The sequence below is a fragment of the Cronobacter malonaticus LMG 23826 genome (assembly GCF_001277215.2).
Lineage (GTDB): Bacteria > Pseudomonadota > Gammaproteobacteria > Enterobacterales > Enterobacteriaceae > Cronobacter > Cronobacter malonaticus.
On sequence record NZ_CP013940.1, the window covers coordinates 4,057,206 to 4,077,697 of the forward strand.

Genomic DNA, 20,492 nt, shown 5'->3' on the forward strand with positions numbered 1-20,492 from the left:
AACCCGGCATTGACGCCTACTCCTCCTCGTTGCCGCCCTCTTCCAGCGGCCCGAAAGGTTTGGCAGGCAACACAATGTAAATGCCTTCAAACACCGCGCCGGGCGTCTCGTCGCCCGAAAGCTCCACCTGCAACTGCACGCGCGCTTTGCGCCCGCGCGCGAGACGGTCGAGATCGCCACTGAGCGACCCTAAATCGGCCACCGCGCCGGGCTTGCCGCTAATCGGTCGGCTGTAACGAATATGCGCGTCGGCCAGGATAATCGTCCCGCCCAGATGCCGCTCGCGCAGCATCAGCCAGATAAGCCCCCAGCCCGTCAGCGTCGCCAGCGAAAACAGGCTGCCTGCGAACAGCGTATGGTGCGGATTCTGGTTGCCGGTCTCCGGCATCGTGGTAATAAATTTCTGCCCGGTATATTGCAGGATGCGCACGCCCATCTTTTCACTAAGCGGAATATGCTCATACCACGCCTGCTGCAACTGCGCGCACCAGTCGGCGCGGTGAAGAATATCATCCAGCGAGGCTATCGGTTTTATCATCAGGAAGTGGCGCAGCGGCGTGGTTTGCGGCGTGGTGATCTCGCCCTCATTCACAAACCCCAGCTTGGCGAAAAACTCCACGGCGTCCTCGCGCGCGCTACAGACCACGCGCTTTACGCCTTCCTGGCGCGCGACCGACTCCAGCGTCATCGCCACCAGCGTGCCGAGCCCTTTCTCCTGCACCGCCGGGTCGACCGCCATAAAGCGGATCGAGCCTTCGTTATCGGCATTGATATACAGCCGCCCGATGGCGACGGGGTTGCCCTCTTCATCCACCACCATCTGATGATGGGCCATCGCATCGTAGCCGTCCCGTTCGGAGCCTTTCGGCTGATGCAGCGGCTTGCGTAACATCTCCCAGCGGAACTGGTAGTAGCGCTCAAGTTCTTCTTCTGTTTCGGGTACACGAAGGTGATACATAGCGGTACTCTCTCTTGTTGTCCGCGACCACGATGGCATCTGGTTCATATCTGCAACCAGAACGTCACGGGGCCGTCATTCGTCAGTGAGACCTGCATATCGGCGGCGAAACGTCCTGTTTCGGTGGTCATGCCCGCAGCGCGGCAGCGGCTGACAAAATAGTCGTAAAGCGCCTCAGCCTGCTCCGGCGGCGCGCCGCGCGAAAAGCTCGGGCGCAGGCCTTTTTCGGTATCCGCCGGTAACGTAAATTGCGACACCACCAGCACGCTGCCGCCCGCCTGCTGCACGTTCAGGTTCATTTTGCCCTGCTCGTCGCTAAAGATGCGGTAGCCGAGCACGCGCTCGCACAGCCGGTTAGCTTTCTGCTCGTCGTCGTCTTTTTCGACACCTAACAGCACTAAAAGTCCCGGCCCGATTTCACCCGTCACTTCGTCTCCCACGCGCACGCTGGCGTGGGTCACACGTTGAATTAATGCAATCATACTGATTCAGCTTCTTCTCTGGCGGCCTGTCTTAATTTGCGATAATCCCCGAGAGTGACAGTAATTTCCGCGCCAAGCAAGACGATGCACCACGTCCAGTAGACCCAGAGAAAGAGGATTGGTATCACCGCCAGCACGCCGTAAATCAGCTGATAAGAAGGGAACATCGTGATGTAAAGGGCAAAACCCTTTTTGCCCAGTTCAAAGAGCAGCGCGGCCACCAGAGAACCTATCAGCGCATCACGAGCTGGCACGCGCGTCGTCGGCACCACGCTGTAAAGCAGCCAGAACGAAAGCCACGACAGCAACAGCGGAAAAATACGCAGCACTTCGTCAATCATAGTGTTAAAGCCGCTCGCCCAGCGCAGCGACAGCAGATACGAGCTAATCACCAGACTTGCGCCCGCGAGCAGCGGGCCTAGCGTCAGGATCATCCAGTAAACGGCAAATGAGTACACTTTTGGCCGTTGGCGAGTGCTGCGCCAGATCGTGTTAAGCGCGCTGTCGATGGCGTACATCAACAGCAGCGAAGTAACAATCAGCCCCAGCGCGCCAACAGCCGTCATCTTGCTGGAGTTAGCGACGAACTGTTCGATATAACGCTGAATAATATCGCCCGTGGCGGGCATAAAATTGGCGAACACAAAATGGCGCAGCTGAACGCTGACGTCAGAAAACATCGGGAACGCGGCAAACAGCGCGAAAATCACCGCCACAAAAGGCACGAGCGAGAGCAACGACACATACGCCAGGTTACCGGCAAGCGTCGTCATATGATCCTCATCGATTCGCACCCACAGCAGCTTAAGCCAGGCGAGCAGCGGCCCGGTTCGACGGGCCACTTTTTGATGAACGGATTTTAACATGCGGGATTCGAGAAATAGCTGGGCACAGTTTTACGGTCAGTCACCAGCACGCTGGTAATGCCCACTTTGCGCGCGCCGTCGATATTCGCTTCGTTATCATCGAAAAACACGGCGTCCCGGGCGCTAAAGCCTTCCTGCTCCAGTACCTTTTGATAGATTTCCGGCTCCGGCTTGCGCATCCCCATCTCCTGCGAAAGATAGATAGCGTCGGCGGCGGCCTGCACTTCCGGGTACTGTTCCGGCCAGTAGGTCGTATGCAGCCGGTTAGTATTGGAGAGCACCACCACACGATGCCCCTGCTCACGCAGCTGCTGCATGATAGTAATCACTTCCGGGCGCAGCCCGACAAACACCGCCTGCCAGCCCGCGGAGAACTGCTCAAAGCTCAGCGGCAACGCCATTTCTTCGCATAGCGCCTTCGCGAAATCCTCGTCGCTCAGCTCGCCACGCTCGTGCTGATGAAACGGCTCGCCCATGGAGAAACTCTGGCGCAGATTCGCCAGCGGCACGCGGCTGTAATCACTCCAGACGCCCAGCACGCGGTTAAAGTCGATATCTACAATGACATTACCTAAATCAAAGATATAGAGCATGACTCACTCTCCTTTCGGGCCATGTGAATGTTAACTGTAGCGAGAAAGGCGAACTTTGACTATGTGCTAACGCGCGGGTTTTGCATCACCCGCGCGCGGCATAAGAAATTAGCGGTCGGTGTCGTCGTCGCCAGACGGCAATTCCGCCTGAACCAGCTCAACCTGATGGGCTTTTAAAATCGTGTTCAGCGATGCGCCAGGCTGCCGATCGGTAAAGAGTGCCGTGGCCTGCGAAAGGTTGCCAATACTGACCGCCGCCGAGGCGTGGTATTTCGTATGATCGGCCGCCAGTAAGATGTGCCGCGAGTGGGCCATCATGGTTTTCACCACGTTCGCCTCGTTCACGTCAAACTCCAGCAGCTCGCCGTCACTCTCAATGGCACCGACGCTCGTTATCAGATAATCCGCACGAAATCCTTCCACAAACGCAGAAGCCCCCGGGCCGATAATACCGCCATTATGCGGGCGCAGCGTCCCGCCGGGCACCATCACTTCAAACCGACTGTTTTTATAGAGAATATGCGCCACGCGCAGGCTGTTGGTAATAATGCGCAGATGATTATGATTCAGCAGCGCGCGCGCTATCTGTTCTACTGTCGTGCCGATAGTGATAAAGAGCGTAGAGCCGTCCGGCACGTAGTCGGCGATCGCCTGAGCTATCGCGATTTTCTCCCCGGTCATCGAGATCTCGCGCTGCTCAAACGCGGTATTCACCACGCTTGATGCCCGCCCCGCGCCGCCGTGATGCCGGGTAATCAGTCCCTGTTCGCTTAGCTTGCGAATATCGCGCCGCACCGTCTGGGTAGAAACGTCCAGCAGTTGCGCCAGCTCGTCGATATTCATATATCCCCGCTCGGCGATAAGCCCGATCAGCTGATCGTGGCGCGGATTGCCCGTCACTCCGGTAAGGCTCATGAACGATCCCCTTAAAATCATTGCTCGCCGGGCATTTTATACAAAAAGAGACAGAAAAGAGCGGGTTTGATCACAGTCGGGGATCCCGGCGCGTCCGCCAGGACGGGTGCATTTCAGCGCGGCAACGGCGCTGGCGAAACGTACTGCCTCCTGCGGCGATTCGCCGCGAGCCAGCATTACCGCCAGCGCGCCGTGAAAAACATCACCCGCGCCGGTGGTGTCCACTGTTTCCACCGTAAACCCGGACTGGCGATGCAGGGTGTCGTCATTTTCAAGCCACAGACAGCCCTCTTTGCCAAGAGTGACATAAACATGACCGTTAGTGAGCATTTTTGTAGTTTTAAGGGCGTCTTGCGGCGCAAGCCCCGGTGCCAGGCGCGCCAGCCCCGGTGCAGAGAACGCGGCGTGATCGCTTAAGGCCACCAGCGAACGAATATCCTGCGGCGTCACGTCGCCATCCAGCAGTGTCATCACACCTGCCCGGCGCGCCAGCGTTAACGCGCGCGTCGCGCCTTCATGCCAGCGCACATCCGCCAGCACGGCGTCGTAGCGGCCGAAGTCGATGTCATCGAGCCAGCTCGCGTCGTCAGGCAGATCGGGGCTCGGATAGTTAACAATCACCCGCTCTCCCGCGGCATCCACAAGAATGGCCGACTGCGACGAGCGCGCGCCCGTAATCTGGCGCGCCCGCGTGGTGTTAACGCCCAGCGATTCCAGCTCCGCAAAGAGTTGTGCGCCCGTCGCGTCATCGCCGACACGCCCAATGAAATCCACCTGCGCGCCCAGCCTTGCCGCCGCCACAGCCGCCGTTGCCGCCGGGCCGCCGCCTACGTCGCGATACTGTTGCGCCACATATTTGCCCCCCTCATGCGGCAAGGCTTCCAGCGTATAAATGCGATCCTGTACGGCGATACCCACACACGCGATGCGAACCATAGCTTCCTCTCTGTTTGCGCTCAGGACGGGCCTGCGCCCGTCACGATTCCTGTCAATCAACATAGCGGCATTTTAATTTTCCCGGATCGTAAAAAAGTGATAGCTGTCAATTTTTTGACTTTAAATTACAAATACGCTCATAAACAGACAGAAATAGTCCACCATGAATGACAAAACTGACATCCCGCTTTTACGCTGACAGGAGCATGTTATGGCGACGATTGGATTTATCGGACTGGGACAGATGGGCGCGCCGATGGCGGCAAACCTGCTGCGCCACGGGCACCGGTTGCAGGTGTGCGATGTAAATACCACCGCCGTGGAGACGCTGGCGTCAGAGGGCGCGACGGCGTGCGCCACGCCGCAGGCCGCCGCCCAGGGCGCGGAATTCGTGATTACCATGCTGCCGAACGGCGATCTGGTGCGCGAGGTGCTGCTTGGCGATAACGGCGTCTGCCAGTCGCTCTCCCGCGAGGCGCTGGTTATCGACATGTCCACTATTCACCCGCTGCAAACCGACAGGCTGATAAGCGATCTCGCCGCGCGCGGTTTTAGCATGATGGATGTGCCGGTGGGTCGCACCTCGGATCATGCAAAATCCGGCACGTTGCTGCTGCTGGCAGGCGGTACGCCCGAGCAGGTGACGCGTGCCGAACCGGTGCTGATGGCGATGGGCTCAGAGCTTATCCGCGCAGGCGGGCCGGGAATGGGCATTCGCGTCAAGCTTATCAATAACTACATGAGCATCGCGCTCAACGCGCTCTCCGCCGAAGCCGCTGTGCTGTGCGAAGCGCTCGGGCTTTCATTCGATGTGGCGCTACAGGTGATGAGCGGCACGCCTGCCGGTAAAGGCCACTTCACTACCTCCTGGCCGAACAAAGTGCTGAAAGGCGATCTCTCGCCCGCTTTCATGATTGACCTTGCCCATAAAGATTTAGGCATCGCGCTGGACGTGGCGAATCAGCTGCACGTGCCGATGCCGCTCGGTGCCGCTTCGCGGGAAGTCTACAGCCAGGCGCGCGCCAGCGGGCGCGGTCGTCAGGACTGGTCCGCGATTTTAGAACAGGTTCGCGTCAGCGCCGGGCTGACGCCGCGCCAGGCCACGCTTTGACATTCACCCTTAAGGAAAACGTTGATGGAAAAATACACCCTGAAAGAGATTGCCCGCCCGTCCGGCGGTTTCGCCATGCTGGCGGTGGATCAGCGCGAAGCGATGCGCCTGATGTTCGCCGCCGCAGGCGCGACGACGCCTGTTGCCGATGCCGTACTGACTGACTTTAAGCTCAACGCCGCACGCGTTCTTTCACCGTATGCCTCCGCCATTCTGGTGGACCGCCAGTTCTGCTACCCGCAGGTAGTGGAGCAAAAGGCCATCGCAGAGAGCTGCGCCATGATTGTCGCCGCCGACCAGTTTATTCCCGGCAACGGCATTCCCGTCGACAGCGTGACGCTGGATGACGCCGTCGACGCGCAGGCGGTGCGCCGGCAGGGCGGCAAAGCGCTCAAGCTGCTGGTGCTGTGGCGCAGCGATGAAGACTCTCAGCAGCGCCTCGCGATGGTGAAAGCCTTTAACGAGAAATGCCACGCCCAGGGGCTACTTAGCATCATTGAACCGGTGGTACGCCCGCCGCGCCGCGGCGATAAGTTCGACCGTGAACAGGCGATTATCGCGGCGGCGAAAGAGCTCGGTGATAGCGGAGCCGATCTCTATAAAGTCGAGATGCCGCTTTCCGGACGCGGCGATGCCAGCACGCTGCTTGGCGCGTCGCAAAAACTGAATGACCAGATCAACATGCCGTGGGTGATCCTCTCCTCCGGCGTCGACGAAAAGCTCTTCCCGCGTGCCGTGCGCATCGCGATGAGCGCGGGCGCCAGCGGTTTCCTCGCCGGGCGCGCCGTCTGGTCGACGGTTATCGGGCTGCCGGATACCGACATGATGTTGCGCGACGTGGCGCTGCCGAAGCTACGCCGCTTAGGGGAAATTGTGGACGACATGATGGCTCGCCGCTGAAAGGAGAACAGACAATGAAATGGTTTAACACACTGAGTCACCACCGCTGGCTGGAACAGGAAACCGACCGTATTTTCGCGTTTGGCCGCAACGCCGCCGTACCCACCGGCTTTGGCTGGCTGGGAAACAACGGCCAGGTGAAAGAAGAGATGGGCACGCATCTGTGGATAACCGCCCGTATGCTGCACGTTTACGCCGTCGCCGCCCTGGCGCTTACTCACTGGTGGAGCATGGCATCAACGCCCTTAACGGCCCGCTGCGTGATAAAAAATATGGCGGCTGGTACGCCTGTGTGAATGACAAGGGCGTGATGGACGCCTCCAAGCAGGGCTATCAGCATTTCTTCGTGCTGCTTGGCGCAGCCAGCGCCGTCACCACCGGCCATCCCGCCGCCCGCGCGCTGCTGGATGACGCCATTGCGGTGATCGAAAAATATTTCTGGAGCGAAGAAGAGCAGATGTGCCTGGAGTCCTGGGATGAAGCCTTCACCGAGACGGAAAACTACCGCGGCGGCAACGCCAACATGCATGCCGTCGAAGCGTTTCTTATCGTCTACGACGTCACTCAGGAGAAAAAATGGCTGGATCGCGCGCTGCGCGTCGCCTCGGTCATCATTCACGATGTCGCCCGTAAAGGCGATTACCGCGTCAATGAACACTTCGACACCCGCTGGAACCCCATCCGCGATTACAACAAAGAGAACCCGGCTCACCGTTTCCGCGCTTACGGCGGCACGCCGGGCCACTGGATCGAATGGGGCCGCCTGATGCTGCACCTGCGCGCCGCACTGCTGGCGCGCGGCGACGCGGCTCCGGAATGGCTGCTGGAAGACGCCAAAGGCCTGTTTAACGCCACGATCCGCGACGCCTGGGCACCGGACGGCGCAGACGGTTTTGTCTACTCCGTTGGCTGGGACGGCAAACCGATCGTTCGCGAACGCGTGCGCTGGCCGATTGTCGAGGCGATGGGCACCGCCTGGGCGCTCTATAACGTCACCGGCGATCCGCAGTATGAAGCCTGGTATCAGAAATGGTGGGACTACTGCATGCAATACCTGATGGATTACGAAAACGGCTCATGGTGGCAGGAGCTGGACGAAAACAATCAGGTGACCACCAAAGTCTGGGACGGCAAACAGGATATCTACCATCTCCTGCACTGCCTGGTGATCCCTCGCCTGCCGCTCGCGCCGGGCCTTGCGCCTGCGGTCGCCGCCGGGTTGCTCGACAGCCTCGCGAAATAACGCGCTGACACCCTCGCGAGGAGACGGACATGCATAAAAGCGGCACCACCATTGCGTTAACGGCAGGTGAATGGCAGGCGACTATCGTGACGGTCGGAGCGGGATTAGCCTCGCTGACGCGGCGGCAGCGCCACGTCGTTATCCCGCACATCCCCGAAGAGATGCCGCTCGCGCATCTGGGCAAAGTGCTGATCCCCTGGCCGAATCGCATCACCGGCGGGCGCTTTACCTTTGAGGGCCAGACGCTGACGCCCGCGATTAACGATCGCGTCGGCAATACGGCCATTCACGGGTTGCTGGCGTGGCACAACTGGGCGATTCGGGAGCAAAGCCCCACGCACGTGGTGCTGAGCGCCTTTTTGCCGCCGACCTATGGTTACCCTTTTATGCTAACGGCAGACGTCACGTACCAGCTTGATGAAGCTGCGGGCCTGCGCGTGCGTATCTCAGGCTCAAACGCGGGTGATACCCCGGCGCCTTATGGCGTCGGGATTCATCCGTACCTGACCTGCAATCTGCATGACATCAGCGCCTGCGAGCTCACGCTGCCTGCCGCGCAAATCCTGGAGATTGACGCCGCGCAGCTTCATCCCGCCGGGGACGAGGGGCTCGATTTCTGCACGCCGCGCCGCATTGCCGATACGCACATTGACCACACCTTCAAAGCGCCGTCTTCCGCACGCTGGGAGGCAAGGCTTGCGCATCCGACGATGTCCGTCTGGCTACGGGCCGAAGCGCCCTGGATACAGGTCTATACCGGCGAAAAGCTGGGCCGCGTCGGGCTTGCCGTTGAGCCGATGAGCTGCCCGCCCAATGCGTTTAATTCCGGCATTGATGTGGTCAGGCTCGCGCCCGGCGAGACGCACACCCTGAATATGGACATCGGCGGCGAATAAGCAAAACAACACCGCCTTACTGACTGATTACCCTACACCGGAGGTCTTCATGGCTTCGTCACACATTAAACTGCTTTCCCGCGACGGCGAATTTACGCTGTCGTACCAGCAAAGAACGATCCTGCACCACTCCCCACAAACGCCCTGCCTGTGGGCGGGCGCAGGCGACGCGGATATCGAAATGTTCCGCGGCAACTTCAGCATCAAAGACCGGTTAAATGAAAAAATCGCCCTGACGCAGGCGACCATCAGCGAGCGCCCCTCAGGCTGGGTGATTCGCTTTACCCGCGGCGATGCAGTCGGCGCCACGCTTGAGGTGAGTACCGATGACCACGATCGTCTGGTGCTGAAGCTCAACAACGACGCCGTCGCGCACAACCGTCTCTGGCTGCGGCTGGCGGCGCAGCCAGAAGATCATATTTACGGCTGCGGTGAACAATTTTCATATTTCGATCTGCGCGGCAAACCGTTCCCCTTGTGGACCAGCGAACAAGGCGTGGGCCGCAATAAACAGAGCCACGTCACCTGGCTTGCCGACTGTAAAGAGAACGCGGGCGGCGACTACTACTGGACCTTCTTTCCGCAACCGACCTTCGTCAGCACCCAGAAGTACTACTGCCACGTCGATAACAGCGGCTATATGAACTTCGATTTCAGCGCGCCGCACTACCATGAGCTGGCGTTCTGGGAAAACCACGCCACGCTGCGCTTCGAATGCGCGCAGACCTACATTGAACTGCTGGAAAAACTCACCGCCCTGCTGGGCCGCCAGCCGGAGCTGCCGGACTGGATATACGATGGCGTGACGCTCGGCATTCAGGGCGGGACGGAGGTCTGCCAGCAGAAGCTCGACGTGATGCGCCGCGGCGGCGTGAAGGTAAACGGCATCTGGGCGCAGGACTGGTCCGGCATTCGCATGACCTCTTTTGGCAAGCGCGTGATGTGGAACTGGAAATGGAACCGCGACCTCTACCCGCAACTCGATACGCGCATCGCGCAGTGGAGACGCGAAGGCGTGCAGTTTCTCGCTTATATCAACCCGTATGTGGCAAGCGATCGCGACCTGTGCGAAGAAGCGGCGGCGCGTGGTTATCTGACAAAAGATGTCGCAGGCAAGGATTATCACGTCGAGTTTGGCGAGTTCTACGCGGGCGTCGTCGACCTGACCAACCCGGAAGCGTATGCCTGGTATAAAGAAGTCATCAAAAAACAGCTGATCGAACTGGGTTGCGGCGGCTGGATGGCAGATTTTGGCGAGTATCTGCCGACCGACACGCACCTGCATAACGGCGTCAGCGCGGAAATTATGCACAACGCCTGGCCTGCGCTGTGGGCGAAGTGCAACTACGAGGCGCTTAAGGAGACCGGCAAACTCGGCGAGGTGCTGTTCTTTATGCGCGCCGGTTATACCGGCAGCCAGAAATATTCCACGATGATGTGGGCAGGCGATCAGAACGTTGACTGGAGCCTCGACGACGGGCTGGCCTCGGTGATCCCCGCCGCGCTGTCGCTGGCGATGTCCGGGCACGGCCTGCACCACAGCGATATCGGCGGTTACACCACGCTGTTTGAAATGAAACGCAGCAAAGAGCTACTGCTACGCTGGTGCGATTTCAGCGCGTTTACGCCAATGATGCGCACCCATGAAGGCAACCGTCCCGGCGATAACTGGCAGTTCGACGGCGACGCGCAAACTATCGCGCATTTCGCCCGCATGACGACAATTTTCACCACGCTCAAACCCTATATCAAACAGGCGGTGGCGCAGAACGCCCGCACAGGCCTGCCGGTGATGCGCCCGCTGTTTTTGCACTATGAGGATGCACCCCGCGCCTACACGCTGAAATATCAGTATCTGTTTGGCCGCGATCTGCTGGTGGCGCCGGTGTATGAGGAAGGCCGCCAGGACTGGACGCTGTGGCTGCCGGACGATCGCTGGGTGAACGTCTGGACGGGCGAAACGCATGGCGGCGGCGACATCACCGTGGACGCGCCGCTCGGCAAACCGCCGGTGTTCTACCGCGAGGGCAGCGAATGGCAGTCCCTTTTCGCCACGCTGCGTCAGATAAACCCCATGTAAAAAGGATACATCATGGGCTTCTTCACCCTTTTGACCCCGGATGGTCTCGTGCTCAGCAACGGTACGGTGATCGTGATTATCGGCATCATGTTTTTATATACCTTCGTTGGGATCTGCGCCGGCTTTGGCGGCGCACTCACCACGATGCCGCTGATAACGCTGCTGTTGCCATTAAAAATGGCAGCGCCTATGTCGGTGATTGTGGGCACCGCCACCGCGCTGTACGCCACCTGGCTTTCGCGTAAGGAGACGCAATGGAAACCGGCGCTGGTGCTAATTGTGTTTTCGTTTGTCGGCGTGCCGGTGGGTCTTTACGCCCTCGCCAGCCTGCCCGATCAGATAATGAAAATCGGGCTCGGCGGCTTTTTGATCCTCTATTCCTTCTACAGCCTGTTTATTCCCAGGCTGCCGGTCTATGACAAAAACTGGCTGGCGATGCCGACCGGCGTTATCGCGGGCGCGTTAGGCTCGGCATTCTCCACCAACGGGCCGCCGGTGGTGGTCTACGGCATGTTGCGAAATCTGGCACCCGCCGCCTTTCGCGGCACGCTCAACGCCTTTTTCACGGCCAACAACGCCGCCATTATCGGCGGGCTCGCCACCAGCGGGATCTTAACGATCTCGACTATCAAGCTGGTGCTGTTCTGTATTCCCACCATGGTGCTCGGTTCGTTTGTGGGCCAGTACGTTCATCAACGTATTTCCGTCAGGGTCTTCCGGGTGATGGTCTTTCTGCTGCTGATAGCCTCCGGAGCGATGCTCATTAAAGGCGCGCTGGGGATTTCCACGCTGAGCGCGCTGGCGCCGCCTTTTGGCGTCCTCGCGGTTTTGCAGCTTCTGTTTGGCAAAAAGGTCGCGGCCATCCGGGCCGCGGATCAGACATAACGCGTCGCCTTCGTGTGCGATGGAGAAAAACAATGTCTCAGACAAATACCGTTCAGAATAACGACGTAGCCACGCTGCGTTTGCCGTTCAGAGAAAAAGTCGCCTATGGAATGGGCGATCTGGGCTCCAATATCCTGCTGGATATCGGCACGCTGTATCTGCTGAAGTTCTATACCGATGTACTGGGGCTGCCGGGGACTTATGGCGGCATTATCTTCCTGATTGCCAAGTTTTTTACGGCGTTTACCGACATGGGCACCGGCATCATGCTCGATTCGCGCCGCCGGATCGGGCCGAAGGGCAAGTTCCGGCCTTTCGTGCTCTACGCCGCTTTTCCGGTGACGCTGCTCGCTATCGCAAACTTCGTCGGCACGCCGTTTGAGATAACCGGCAAAGCCGTGATGGCAACGGTGCTGTTTATGCTCTACGGGCTGTTTTTCAGCATGATGAATTGCTCGTATGGCGCGATGGTGCCCGCCATTACAAAAAACCCGGATGAGCGCGCGTCGCTTGCCGCGTGGCGTCAGGGCGGCGCGACGCTTGGCCTGCTGCTTTGTACTGTCGGCTTTGTGCCGGTGATGAATCTTATCGAAGGCAACCCGCAGCTGAGCTATATCTTCGCCGCCACGCTGTTTTCGCTCTTTGGCCTGCTCTTTATGTGGTGGTGCTATGCGGGTACGCGCGAGCGGTATGTGGAAGCCGCGGCCACCAGCCCGGCGCACAAGCCGGGGCTGCTGGCGTCGTTTCGCGCCATCGCGGGTAACCGACCGCTGTTCGTACTGTGCATCGCCAATCTCTGCACGCTCGGCGCGTTTAACATCAAGCTCGCCATTCAGGTCTATTACACCCAGTACGTGCTCAACGATCCGATTCTGCTCTCGTACATGGGCTTCTTCAGCATGGGCTGCATTTTTATCGGCGTCTTCCTGATGCCGGGCGCGGTGCGGCGCTTTGGTAAGAAGAAAGTCTATATCGGCGGGCTGCTGATCTGGGCCGTGGGCGATGTGCTTAATTACGCCTTCGGCAGCGGTTCGGTGAGCTTTGTGGCGTTCTCCTGCCTCGCGTTTTTCGGCTCGGCGTTTGTGAACAGCCTCAACTGGGCGCTGGTTTCAGACACTGTCGAGTATGGCGAATGGCGCACTGACGTGCGCTCAGAGGGCACGGTCTATACCGGCTTCACGTTCTTTCGCAAAGTCTCCCAGGCGCTGGCCGGGTTTTTCCCGGGCCTGATGCTGACGCAAATTGGCTATGTGCCGAACGCCGTACAGTCGGCCGCCACGACCGAAGGCCTGCGGGAGCTGATTTTCATCTGGCCGTGCGTGCTGGCGGTAGTGACGATCGTCGCGATGGGCTTTTTCTACAACCTTAACGAGAAGATGTACGTGCGGATTGTGGATGAGCTGGAAAACCGCAAGCGGGCGTTTTCGCCTGGCGCGTAACCATCACGGTGCCCGCGCCTGCGCGGGCACTCGCTTTGAGGAACGGCTATGACGGCATTCACGAATCAGGACCCGCTGACGCTGCGACTGAGCCTGCGGGAGAAGTTTTCTTACGGCATGGGCGATTTTGGCTCCAACCTGATGCTGTGCATCGGGACGCTTTACCTTCTGAAATTTTATACCGATGAGCTTCACCTGCCCGCCTTTTACGGCGGCGTGATTTTTCTGGTGGCGAAGTTTTTCACGGCGCTCACCGATATGCTGACCGGCGTGCTGGTGGATTCACGGCGCGCGCCTGGCCCTCGCGGCAAATTCCGGCCGTTTATTCTTTTCGCATCCTTCCCGGTGGCGCTGGTGGCGACGGCGCAATTTGTGGCAAACGATCTGCCGCTGACCATGAAAACCGTGCTCGCCACGGTGCTGTTTATGCTGTTCGGCCTGTTTTACAGCCTGATGAACTGTTCGTATGGCGCGATGGTGCCTGCTATCACTAAAAACCCGCAGGAGCGCGCGCATCTCGCCGCGTGGCGTCAGGGCGGCGCGACGCTCGGGCTGCTGCTCTGTACCGTCGGCTTTATGCCGATCCAGTCGCTGTTTGCCGCGCGCCCGTCGCTGGGCTACCTGACGGCGGCGCTGATTTTCGCCCTCGTCGGGCTTATCAGCATGCTCTGCTGCTACCGCGGCGTGCGCGAGCGCTATGTAGAAGTGGTGCCCGCCGGGCATAAGCCCGGCATGCTGAAATCGTTCTGCGCGATTTTCCAGAACCCGCCGCTGCTGGTGCTGTGCATCGCCAATCTCTGCACGCTGGCGGCGTTTAACATCAAGCTCGCCATTCAGGTCTACTACACGCAGTACGTGCTAAACGATCTGCATCTGTTGTCGTGGATGGGCTTTTTCAGCATGGGCTGCATTCTGGTAGGCGTATTTATGGTGCCGGGCGCGGTGAAGCGTTTTGGCAAAAAACAGGTCTATCTCGGCGGGCTGACGCTCTGGGCGCTGGGCGATATTTTCAATTACGTCTGGGGCACGACGTCGCTGAGCTTTGTGCTGTTTTCCTGCATGGCGTTTTTCGGCACCGCGTTTGTGAACAGCCTGAATTGGGCACTGGTGCCGGATACCGTGGATTACGGTGAATGGAAAACCGGCATTCGCGCCGAAGGATCGGTCTATACCGGCTATACCTTCTCCCGCAAGATTTCCGCGGCGCTGGCCGGGTTTCTGCCCGGCATTATGCTCACGGAGATTGGCTATGTGCCGAATGCGCTGCAAACGCCTGCGACGCTTGATGGCCTGCGCCAGTTGATTTTTATCTGGCCCTGCGGGCTCGCGATAATCGCGGCTGTCACGATGGGGCTTTTTTATAAGCTCAATGAACAGCGCTTCGCCTTTATTATTGAGGAAATCGCCAGGCGGAAGAAATATGTCGCCGCCGCCCCAAAAGCCAGCACCGATAATAAAGCGTCAGCCGTCACGTTATAACGATAATCATCTTCGCTCCTCCCCTTCTGTTTACAGAAGGGGCGGCCTTTCTGTACCTGTTATAGGGAAATACAATGAAAAGAATCGCAACCGCACTGCTCTGTTCGTCTGTGCCCTGCGCGGCTTTCGCGGGTGCCTATGTCGAAACCCGTGAAGCATATAACACCGCCTCGGAATTGCATGAGGTCATCCTGCGCGCGGGCTATAACTTTGATAGGGCGCCGGTCTGATGGCCACCAACGCCTACAACGTAGGGAAATGGGACGAGATCAAGCACAGCTATAATGAAATCGAAGGCTGGTATCCCTTATTTAAACCAACAGAAAACCTGACGTTCCAGCCCGGCGGGCTGATTAATGACAGTATCGACGGCTCCGGCGGTGCGCTCTATTTAGACACCAACTATAAATTTACGCCCTGGTTTAATCTGACGGTTCGTTATCGCTATAACCACAATAATTACGACACGCCGGACTTTAATGGCCAGATGGATAAAAACGACACGCATGAGTTCGCCAATTACTGGAATTTTAAAGTCACGGATAAGCTCGCGTATACATTCGAGCCGCACTTCTTTCAGCGGGTGAATGATTACCACAGTAAAAACGGCAAAGACCATCACTGGGAAATTACCAACGGCTTTCGCTATAAGCTCGATCAGCACTGGCTGCCCTATCTTGAGTTGCAGTGGCTGGACCGCTGGAACGAGTATCACCGTGAACAGTACCGGCTCCGCCTGGGGTTACGGTATTCGTTCTGATATAAAAAAAGCCGCTGAAGATTCAGCGGCTTTTTATTCATACCAGGCGACGCGAACGCCTGCCTGGTTTACGGATGCACCGTATTAGTCTTCTTTCGCACCGCGCATTGCACGTTTACGATCGTTTTCCGTCAGGTGACGTTTACGGATACGTACAGACAGCGGAGTCACTTCGACCAGTTCATCGTCATCGATGAATTCCAGCGCCTGCTCCAGCGTCATTTTGATAGGCGGAACCAGAACCGTTGCTTCGTCCGTACCGGACGCACGCATGTTGGTCAGTTTCTTACCGGTCAGGCAGTTTACCGTCAGGTCGTTAGAGCGGCTGTGAATACCGATGATCTGGCCTTCATAGACTTCCGCACCGTGACCCAGGAACAGCTTGCCGCGATCCTGCAGACCAAACAGCGCGAACGCGACTGCTTTACCCTGACCGTTAGAGATCAGTACGCCGTTGTTACGCTGGCCCACTTCGCCCGGACGGATATCGTCGTAGTGGCTGAAGGTGGAGTACAGCAGACCGGTACCGGAGGTCATGGTCATGAACTCAGAACGGAAGCCGATCAGGCCACGGCTTGGGATCACGTAGTCGAGACGTACGCGGCCTTTGCCGTCCGGATTCATGTTTTTCAGATCGCCTTTACGCTCGCCCAGCGCCTGCATCACAGAACCCTGGTGCTGCTCTTCAACGTCCAGCGTCACGTTCTCGAACGGCTCCTGTTTACGTCCGTCGATTTCGCGGAAGATAACTTTCGGACGGGAAACCGCCAGTTCGAAACCTTCACGACGCATGTTTTCGATAAGAACAGACAGGTGCAGTTCGCCACGACCAGACACGCGGAACGCGTCAGCGTCTTCGGTTTCTTCAACGCGCAGTGCCACGTTGTGCACCAGCTCTTTGTTCAGACGGTCAAGGATCTGACGAGAGGTAACGTATTTACCTTCTTTACCGCAGAACGGAGAGGTGTTGACGTTGAAGTACATAGAAACGGTCGGCTCGTCAACGGACAGCGCCGGCAGCGCTTCGACATTCTGCGGATCGCAGATGGTGTCGGAGATGTTCAGCTCGCCAAGACCGGTGATAGCGATGATATCGCCAGCTTCCGCCAGATCGGTATCGATACGTTCCAGACCCAGGTGGCCCAGCACTTTACCGACTTTACCGTTACGGGTTTTGCCTTCGCTATCGATGATAGTGACCTGCTGGTTCGGCTTCACTTTACCGCGTTTGATGCGGCCGATGCCGATGACGCCAACGTAGTTGTTGTAGTCCAGCTGGGAGATCTGCATCTGCAGCGGGCCGTCGAGGTCAACGTCCGGTGCCGGTACATGGTCGACGATCGCCTGGTACAGCGGGGTCATGTCTTCCGCCATATCAGAGTGGTCCAGACCTGCGATACCGTTCAGCGCGGACGCGTAAACGATAGGGAAGTCCAGCTGTTCGTCGGTCGCGTCGAGGTTCACGAACAGGTCGAACACCTGATCCACAACCCAGTCAGGACGCGCGCCCGGACGGTCAACTTTGTTGATAACCACGATAGGTTTCAGGCCATGGGCAAATGCTTTCTTGGTCACGAAGCGCGTTTGCGGCATGGGGCCGTCAAATGCGTCAACCACCAGCAGCACGGAATCAACCATGGACATTACACGTTCAACTTCACCACCGAAGTCGGCGTGCCCTGGGGTATCAACAATATTGATACGGTAATCATTCCATTTGATCGCGGTGTTTTTCGCGAGGATGGTAATCCCACGCTCTTTCTCCAAATCGTTGGAGTCCATCACGCGCTCTTGAGTTTCAGCACGCTCGTCGAACGTACCGGATTGCTGCAGCAGCTTGTCAACCAGGGTCGTTTTACCATGGTCAACGTGCGCAATGATGGCGATGTTACGCAATTTTTCGATCACAACTTTGCCTCAGGCATTAGAAATAGCGCGTTATTGTACACGTATTAATCGAAGGACTAAACAGGATCACAATCATCTGACGCAAACAAGTGTTGTCGCCAGGCTTTGTGATCCTTTTCACGCAGCGGTAAAAGGGCTATTAAACGTAAATTGCACCAACACAGTGCTTGTTTTTTACACACAGGCACTATATTGGTGCAATCTCTCCATCGTGGTGCAGCCCTTTTGCACTATGACGCGCATCATAGCGCCTTTTTGGGGGAATTTGAAAGTTGGCACAGATTTCGCTTTAAAGAATTCAGGGCGGCAACGCCAATTTTAATAAGTACTGAATACCTCGTTACCACGACGACAATGACAAATCCGGGAGAGTTAAGTATGTCCGCTGAACACGTTCTGACGATGCTGAATGAACATGAAGTGAAGTTTGTGGATCTGCGCTTCACTGATACTAAAGGTAAAGAACAGCACGTCACCATCCCAGCCCACCAGGTGAACGCCGACTTCTTCGAAGAAGGTAAAATGTTCGATGGCTCTTCCATCGGTGGCTGGAAAGGCATCAATGAATCTGACATGGTGCTGATGCCGGACGCCTCCACCGCTGTCATTGACCCGTTCTACGAAGAACCGACCCTGATTATTCGTTGCGACATCCTCGAGCCGGGCACCATGCAGGGCTACGATCGCGACCCGCGCTCCATCGCCAAGCGCGCTGAAGAGTATCTGCGCTCCACCGGCATCGCGGACACTGTCCTGTTCGGGCCGGAACCTGAGTTCTTCCTGTTTGACGACATCCGCTTCGGCAGCTCCATTTCTGGCTCCCATGTCGCGATTGACGACATCGAAGGTGCGTGGAACTCCTCCACCAAATACGAAGGCGGCAACAAAGGCCACCGTCCGGGCGTGAAAGGCGGTTACTTCCCGGTTCCGCCGGTTGACTCTTCTCAGGACATCCGTTCTGTAATGTGTCTGACCATGGAAGAGATGGGCCTGGTCGTTGAAGCGCACCACCACGAAGTGGCCACCGCCGGTCAGAACGAAGTGGCAACCCGCTTCAATACCATGACCAAGAAAGCGGACGAAATTCAGATCTACAAATATGTCGTGCATAACGTCGCGCACCGCTTCGGCAAAACCGCGACCTTTATGCCGAAACCGATGTTCGGCGATAACGGCTCCGGTATGCACTGCCACATGTCTCTGTCCAAGAACGGCACCAACCTGTTCTCTGGCGACAAATATGCGGGTCTGTCTGAGCAGGCGCTGTATTACATCGGCGGCGTAATCAAACACGCCAAAGCCATCAACGCCCTGTCTAACCCGACCACCAACTCTTACAAGCGTCTGGTTCCGGGCTACGAAGCGCCGGTGATGCTGGCTTACTCCGCGCGTAACCGCTCTGCGTCTATCCGTATCCCGGTGGTTGCGTCTCCGAAAGCGCGTCGTATCGAAGTGCGCTTCCCGGACCCGGCGGCTAACCCGTACCTGTGCTTCGCAGCCCTGCTGATGGCCGGTCTCGACGGCATCAAGAACAAGATCCACCCGGGCGAAGCGATGGACAAAAACCTGTATGACCTGCCGCCGGAAGAAGCGAAAGAGATCCCGCAGGTTGCCGGCTCTCTGGAAGAAGCCCTGCAGGCGCTGGACGCAGACCGCGAGTTCCTGACCGCAGGCGGCGTGTTCACTGACGATGCGATCGATGCTTACATCGCGCTGCGTATCGAAGAGAACGACCGCGTTCGCATGACGCCGCACCCGGTAGAGTTCGAACTCTACTACAGCGTGTAATGATTTATTGATGTTGATAGCCAGCGGATTTCAGGTTGTCGCCACTGCGTGAAATCCGCGAATGTTTTTTTGTTGCCGTGGAAACTTTAGCCCATCTTCGGATGGGCTTTTTTCACCATCCGAAACCGGTTTTAACGCCCTTTTTAGCGTTAAAACGCTATAATGCACTAAAATGGTGCAAACCCTGGGGGACTGCTGAATGGCAACAGGCACGCTGCCCGATGCTGGGCAGATCCTTAACGCATTAATCAATAGTATTTTACTGGTCGACGACGAGCTGGCGGTGCATTACGCCAACCCGGCGGCGCAGCAGTTGCTCGCGCAAAGCTCACGTAAGCTTTACGGCACGCCCTTACCGGAGCTGCTGAGTTATTTTTCCCTCAATATCAGCCTGATGCAGGAGAGCCTGAACGCAGGCCAGGGGTTTACCGATAACGAAGTGACGCTGGTCATTGATGGCCGCTCGCACATTCTTTCCCTGACGGCGCAACGTCTGCCGGATGGCCTGATCCTGCTGGAGATGGCCCCAATGGATAATCAGCGTCGTTTAAGCCAGGAACAGCTCCAGCATGCCCAGCAAGTCGCCGCGCGCGATCTGGTACGCGGCCTGGCACATGAAATCAAAAATCCGCTCGGCGGCCTGCGAGGCGCAGCGCAGTTGCTAAGCCGCGCCCTGCCCGATCCGTCGCTGACAGAATATACCAAAGTCATTATTGAACAGGCCGACCGCCTGCGTAACCTGGTGGATCGCCTGTTAGGGCCGCAGCAGCCGGGCATGCACGTCACCGAAAGCATCCATAAAGTGGCCGAGCGGGTCGTGAAGCTGGTCTCCATGGAGCTGCCGGAAAACGTTCGGCTTCTGCGCGACTACGATCCGAGCCTGCCGGAATTTACCCACGACCCGGACCAGATAGAACAAGTACTGCTGAATATCGTGCGTAACGCGCTCCAGGCGCTGGGCGAGGAAGGCGGCGAGATCACGCTGCGCACCCGCACCGCGTTTCAGTTGACGCTGCACGGCGTGCGTTACCGCCTCGCCGCCCGTATCGACGTGGAAGACAACGGGCCGGGCATTCCGGCGCATCTGCAGGATACGCTGTTTTACCCGATGGTCAGCGGCCGCGAGGGCGGCACCGGGCTGGGGCTGTCCATCGCCCGAAATCTTATCGATCAGCATTCGGGAAAAATCGAATTTAACAGTTGGCCAGGCCATACCGAATTCTCGGTCTTCCTGCCTATTCGGAAATAGAGGT

General features: G+C 57.9%; 16 protein-coding genes and 2 pseudogenes. 11 read left to right on the plus strand and 7 right to left on the minus strand.

Features of this window, described 5'->3' with window-relative positions; translation table 11 throughout:
• Nucleotides 1-16 precede the first annotated feature (16 nt).
• The 6 genes from fabY to AFK66_RS19025 all read right to left on the minus strand — a co-directional run bounded on the left by fabY (nt 17) and on the right by AFK66_RS19025 (nt 4,750).
• Complete coding sequence (gene fabY / locus AFK66_RS19000) at nt 17-958, minus strand: fatty acid biosynthesis protein FabY (protein WP_007779569.1); 942 nt, start codon at nt 956-958, stop codon at nt 17-19.
• A gap of 44 nt (nt 959-1,002) precedes the next feature.
• Nucleotides 1,003-1,440, minus strand: a complete 438-nt coding sequence (gene dtd / locus AFK66_RS19005) for a D-aminoacyl-tRNA deacylase (protein WP_023899694.1) — start codon at nt 1,438-1,440, stop codon at nt 1,003-1,005.
• On the minus strand, nt 1,437-2,306 hold the full coding sequence (locus AFK66_RS19010; RefSeq protein WP_007779581.1) for a virulence factor BrkB family protein: 870 nt from the start codon (nt 2,304-2,306) through the stop codon (nt 1,437-1,439). The genes dtd and AFK66_RS19010 overlap by 4 nt, the downstream gene beginning before the upstream one ends.
• Entirely contained in the window at nt 2,300-2,899 is a 600-nt protein-coding gene (gene yihX, locus AFK66_RS19015; RefSeq protein ID WP_007779583.1) for a glucose-1-phosphatase, read from the minus strand. Before yihX ends, AFK66_RS19010 begins: the two co-directional genes overlap by 7 nt.
• A gap of 108 nt (nt 2,900-3,007) precedes the next feature.
• Nucleotides 3,008-3,814 (minus strand): DeoR/GlpR family DNA-binding transcription regulator, encoded by an 807-nt coding sequence (locus AFK66_RS19020; protein ID WP_032983552.1) that lies wholly within the window; start codon nt 3,812-3,814, stop codon nt 3,008-3,010.
• A 36-nt stretch (nt 3,815-3,850) separates the two neighbouring features.
• A complete protein-coding gene (locus AFK66_RS19025) occupies nt 3,851-4,750 on the minus strand; it encodes a sugar kinase (protein WP_032983551.1) in 900 nt (299 codons plus the stop codon).
• 211 nt (nt 4,751-4,961) lie between these two features.
• Here AFK66_RS19025 and yihU point away from each other — a divergent pair, with 211 nt between their 5' ends.
• From yihU to ompL, 9 genes and pseudogenes are all read left to right on the plus strand, one after another.
• The gene (gene yihU / locus AFK66_RS19030; RefSeq protein ID WP_023899697.1) at nt 4,962-5,861 is read left to right on the plus strand and encodes a sulfolactaldehyde 3-reductase; all 900 of its coding nucleotides are present in this window, start codon (nt 4,962-4,964) and stop codon (nt 5,859-5,861) included.
• A gap of 24 nt (nt 5,862-5,885) precedes the next feature.
• Nucleotides 5,886-6,761, plus strand: coding sequence for a sulfofructosephosphate aldolase (gene yihT / locus AFK66_RS19035; RefSeq protein ID WP_023899698.1), 876 nt, complete (start codon nt 5,886-5,888; stop codon nt 6,759-6,761).
• A 149-nt stretch (nt 6,762-6,910) separates the two neighbouring features.
• Nucleotides 6,911-8,004, plus strand: a pseudogene (locus AFK66_RS19040) (AGE family epimerase/isomerase).
• Between the two features lie 29 nt (nt 8,005-8,033).
• Nucleotides 8,034-8,900, plus strand: a complete 867-nt coding sequence (locus AFK66_RS19045; RefSeq protein ID WP_007777234.1) for an aldose-1-epimerase — start codon at nt 8,034-8,036, stop codon at nt 8,898-8,900.
• Nucleotides 8,901-8,949: 49 nt separating this feature from the next.
• A complete protein-coding gene (locus AFK66_RS19050) occupies nt 8,950-10,980 on the plus strand; it encodes an alpha-glucosidase (RefSeq protein ID WP_023899700.1) in 2,031 nt (676 codons plus the stop codon).
• A 12-nt stretch (nt 10,981-10,992) separates the two neighbouring features.
• Complete coding sequence (locus AFK66_RS19055; RefSeq protein ID WP_007777238.1) at nt 10,993-11,865, plus strand: sulfite exporter TauE/SafE family protein; 873 nt, start codon at nt 10,993-10,995, stop codon at nt 11,863-11,865.
• A gap of 32 nt (nt 11,866-11,897) precedes the next feature.
• The gene (locus tag AFK66_RS19060) at nt 11,898-13,304 is read left to right on the plus strand and encodes an MFS transporter (RefSeq protein ID WP_023899701.1); all 1,407 of its coding nucleotides are present in this window, start codon (nt 11,898-11,900) and stop codon (nt 13,302-13,304) included.
• Nucleotides 13,305-13,352: 48 nt separating this feature from the next.
• Entirely contained in the window at nt 13,353-14,783 is a 1,431-nt protein-coding gene (locus AFK66_RS19065) for an MFS transporter (protein WP_032983548.1), read from the plus strand.
• Between the two features lie 74 nt (nt 14,784-14,857).
• Nucleotides 14,858-15,543, plus strand: a pseudogene (ompL, locus tag AFK66_RS19070) (porin OmpL).
• Nucleotides 15,544-15,627: 84 nt separating this feature from the next.
• On the opposite strand, the gene typA reads toward ompL, so the two are convergent.
• On the minus strand, nt 15,628-17,451 hold the full coding sequence (typA, locus tag AFK66_RS19075; RefSeq protein WP_004387692.1) for a ribosome-dependent GTPase TypA: 1,824 nt from the start codon (nt 17,449-17,451) through the stop codon (nt 15,628-15,630).
• A gap of 378 nt (nt 17,452-17,829) precedes the next feature.
• Between typA and glnA the strand changes: the two genes are divergently transcribed.
• Together glnA and glnL are read left to right on the plus strand one after the other, a co-directional pair.
• Nucleotides 17,830-19,239: a glutamate--ammonia ligase gene (gene glnA, locus AFK66_RS19080; protein ID WP_023899705.1), complete on the plus strand. Its 1,410-nt coding sequence runs from the start codon at nt 17,830-17,832 to the stop codon at nt 19,237-19,239.
• A gap of 199 nt (nt 19,240-19,438) precedes the next feature.
• Nucleotides 19,439-20,488 carry a nitrogen regulation protein NR(II) gene (glnL, locus tag AFK66_RS19085; RefSeq protein WP_007777255.1) on the plus strand — a complete coding sequence of 350 codons (1,050 nt, stop codon included), beginning with the start codon at nt 19,439-19,441 and terminating at the stop codon, nt 20,486-20,488.
• Nucleotides 20,489-20,492: the final 4 nt, after the last annotated feature.